Raw genomic sequence first — 4,082 nt, 5'->3', positions numbered from 1 at the left:
TTCCTTCCTATTCTGTCAAGCCTAAAATGTAGATTTTTCAAGGCTTTGACGTATTTTTATTACCTCTAAAACAGAGCCGAGGGTGATGAATATCGTAGTATCGAGTACCGAATAGCTGAAATTTGGGTATAGTTTAAAAAGCATCCTCTTTGTTTGCTTTATAAAGGCTATTTTCCCTCCGATCAACTATGATGATGAACCTTCCGTGTCTAAGGGGATCATGTCCCAACTTCCTTCGTCCCATCTATTCATACACCGAGTGCCAGCCAAGCTCCTAAACAGGGTCTATGCCCTACGGAAAAAACCGATGCCAGCTACAGCTCTTATTTTTCATTTGATTGTTACCGACCGTGCTTCACATGCTCCGGTACTGATTGACTCAGTGGACGCTATACCGTTGCAGGCTCTGTATGGTCTCTGTGCTGATGTAGTCCCTATCAGACTCCATCGTTTACGGGTTTCTTATCCAGAACCCTGCCCAGCCTCCGATTTTGTCAGAAGTTCGGCAAGGCTCTGGAATTAATTCTTTGTACTGCAGGTTACCCCGGATTATGCGGCTGCCTGAATGACCTCATCCATTGGACGTTTGATATCCCTCAGCATCTTTTCCGGATCATACTTTGTTCCTGTTTTCAGAATCGTATAGATGACCCGCAGTATCTTACAGGCTATTACAATCAGTGACTGCATCTTCTTAAGCGGATTCGATGTCCTTGTCGTATAATACACATGCAGCTGCTTAAATTCTTCAGCATGCGCTACTGCAGACTTGGCAGCCTGGAACAGCCAGTATCTCAGTCGTTTGCGTCCCCTGTGGCTTATCTTTGTCTGTCCCTTGTGCTTTCCAGAACTACATGCAACAAGACTCATTCCACTCAGTTTCTGTATCTCCTTTACATCATCAAATCTGCTGATATCCCCCATTTCTGCCAGTATTCCGGCCAGAATGTTCTCACCAACACCATTAATCTTGAGGAGATTCTCTGCATGTGGTATTTCCATACATTTCTTGTGTAAGGTGCTTTCGATTTTCTCAAGCTGTTCATCCAGCTTTATGATCTGTTCGGAAAACCACTTTACTGCTTCTCGTCCGGCATCTGTTCCGTCTGTCAGTCCTACACTTGTTTTTGCATAACTTACGATATCTTTGGCTCTGTTGTAACCGCGTCCTCTTAACTTAGCGTTATGCCAGATATCTCTTAAACCATCTTCTCCATGTGCAATGATATCTGCCGGCATCGGTGCAACTTTCAGTACTTCAAGTGCAAACGAACCATCTATCTTTCCAAATGCGTCCATATATTCTGGAAAGTATATCTTCATTTCTCTGTGGAGACGGTTGATATTTCTGATCCTGTCCTCTGTCAGCTGATCTCTGAACATCGAAAGTCTTCTCATATCCGCATACAGTTTTTCTGGAATATATGGCATTCCATAGTTTCCGTCTTTCACAAGGTTTGCTATGATTTTAGGATCCTTTCTGTCGTCCTTAAGCTGACTGTTATCCTCAATCTCTTTGCTCTGCTTTACAGCATATGGATTTACCTGAACCACGCTGATTCCTTTTGAGACCAGCCATTCTGTTAATGCAAACCAGTAATGTCCTGTCGGTTCAAGACCTAACACGATCTGTTCCTTATCATTGTTTGCTGCAAGGTTCAGCATCCATGCTTTCGCACTTTCAAAACCTTCCTCATTATTGCTGAATCCAAAGACTTCTTCACTGAGTTCTCTGCCTCTTACATCAATTGCCCTGACATAATGGATCTCGCTGCCTATATCGCATCCAACTATAAGCATCTCATCTGAAATGAATGTGAGTTTATCATTCTTTTCAAACTTGCCATTCGTTTCAAGGTCTCTCCATGTATGAGCTGTGAGATTCTTTTCGATTTTCTCAATCCTTCTGCTGATTTCTTCATTTGATAAAACTTTAATTGAAGAATTCTTTACATTTACTTGATTTTTTGCCTTCCTATTCTGTCAAGCCTAAAATGTAGATTTTTCAAGGCTTTGACGTATTTTTATTACCTCTAAAACAGAGCCGAGGGTGATGAATATCGTAGTATCGAGTACCGAATAGCTGAAATTTGGGTATAGTTTAAAAAGCATCCTCTTTGTTTGCTTTATAAAGGCTATTTTCCCTCCGATCAACTATGATGATGAACCTTCCGTGTCTAAGGGGATCATGTCCCAACTTCCTTCGTCCCATCTATTCATACACCGAGTGCCAGCCAAGCTCCTAAACAGGGTCTATGCCCTACGGAAAAAACCGATGCCAGCTACAGCTCTTATTTTTCATTTGATTGTTACCGACCGTGCTTCACATGCTCCGGTACTGATTGACTCAGTGGACGCTATACCGTTGCAGGCTCTGTATGGTCTCTGTGCTGATGTAGTCCCTATCAGACTCCATCGTTTACGGGTTTCTTATCCAGAACCCTGCCCAGCCTCCGATTTTGTCAGAAGTTCGGCAAGGCTCTGGAATTAATTCTTTGTACTGCAGGTTACCCCGGATTATGCGGCTGCCTGAATGACCTCATCCATTGGACGTTTGATATCCCTCAGCATCTTTTCCGGATCATACTTTGTTCCTGTTTTCAGAATCGTATAGATGACCCGCAGTATCTTACAGGCTATTACAATCAGTGACTGCATCTTCTTAAGCGGATTCGATGTCCTTGTCGTATAATACACATGCAGCTGCTTAAATTCTTCAGCATGCGCTACTGCAGACTTGGCAGCCTGGAACAGCCAGTATCTCAGTCGTTTGCGTCCCCTGTGGCTTATCTTTGTCTGTCCCTTGTGCTTTCCAGAACTACATGCAACAAGACTCATTCCACTCAGTTTCTGTATCTCCTTTACATCATCAAATCTGCTGATATCCCCCATTTCTGCCAGTATTCCGGCCAGAATGTTCTCACCAACACCATTAATCTTGAGGAGATTCTCTGCATGTGGTATTTCCATACATTTCTTGTGTAAGGTGCTTTCGATTTTCTCAAGCTGTTCATCCAGCTTTATGATCTGTTCGGAAAACCACTTTACTGCTTCTCGTCCGGCATCTGTTCCGTCTGTCAGTCCTACACTTGTTTTTGCATAACTTACGATATCTTTGGCTCTGTTGTAACCGCGTCCTCTTAACTTAGCGTTATGCCAGATATCTCTTAAACCATCTTCTCCATGTGCAATGATATCTGCCGGCATCGGTGCAACTTTCAGTACTTCAAGTGCAAACGAACCATCTATCTTTCCAAATGCGTCCATATATTCTGGAAAGTATATCTTCATTTCTCTGTGGAGACGGTTGATATTTCTGATCCTGTCCTCTGTCAGCTGATCTCTGAACATCGAAAGTCTTCTCATATCCGCATACAGTTTTTCTGGAATATATGGCATTCCATAGTTTCCGTCTTTCACAAGGTTTGCTATGATTTTAGGATCCTTTCTGTCGTCCTTAAGCTGACTGTTATCCTCAATCTCTTTGCTCTGCTTTACAGCATATGGATTTACCTGAACCACGCTGATTCCTTTTGAGACCAGCCATTCTGTTAATGCAAACCAGTAATGTCCTGTCGGTTCAAGACCTAACACGATCTGTTCCTTATCATTGTTTGCTGCAAGGTTCAGCATCCATGCTTTCGCACTTTCAAAACCTTCCTCATTATTGCTGAATCCAAAGACTTCTTCACTGAGTTCTCTGCCTCTTACATCAATTGCCCTGACATAATGGATCTCGCTGCCTATATCGCATCCAACTATAAGCATCTCATCTGAAATGAATGTGAGTTTATCATTCTTTTCAAACTTGCCATTCGTTTCAAGGTCTCTCCATGTATGAGCTGTGAGATTCTTTTCGATTTTCTCAATCCTTCTGCTGATTTCTTCATTTGATAAAACTTTAATTGAAGAATTCTTTACATTTACTTGATTTTTTGCCTTTTTAGTTTTAACATTCATTATACATACCTCTTGTATTCTTTAGATTTTACCAACTTTGCCGGTCAGTAATAATCTAAATTTACTTGAGGTATTTTCTTTGGTCAACTCCCTTTACAATTTAAATTATACAGGAAGCTCCT

Annotated in this window: 2 protein-coding genes; both read right to left on the bottom strand. The window is 41.8% G+C overall.

The window, feature by feature from the left end; genetic code table 11:
• Positions 1 to 549: 549 nt before the first annotated feature.
• On the bottom strand, positions 550 to 1,800 hold the full coding sequence (locus ACTQ1L_RS15080) for an IS110 family transposase (protein WP_441368063.1): 1,251 nt from the start codon (positions 1,798 to 1,800) through the stop codon (positions 550 to 552).
• Between the two features lie 717 nt (positions 1,801 to 2,517).
• Entirely contained in the window at positions 2,518 to 3,960 is a 1,443-nt protein-coding gene (locus ACTQ1L_RS15075; RefSeq protein ID WP_441368062.1) for an IS110 family transposase, read from the bottom strand.
• Between the last annotated feature and the right edge of the window lie 122 nt (positions 3,961 to 4,082).

This window comes from Agathobacter sp. LCP21S3_B2 (assembly GCF_052118705.1).
Lineage (GTDB): Bacteria > Bacillota > Clostridia > Lachnospirales > Lachnospiraceae > Roseburia.
This window is presented reverse-complemented; position numbering and strand designations above follow the sequence as displayed.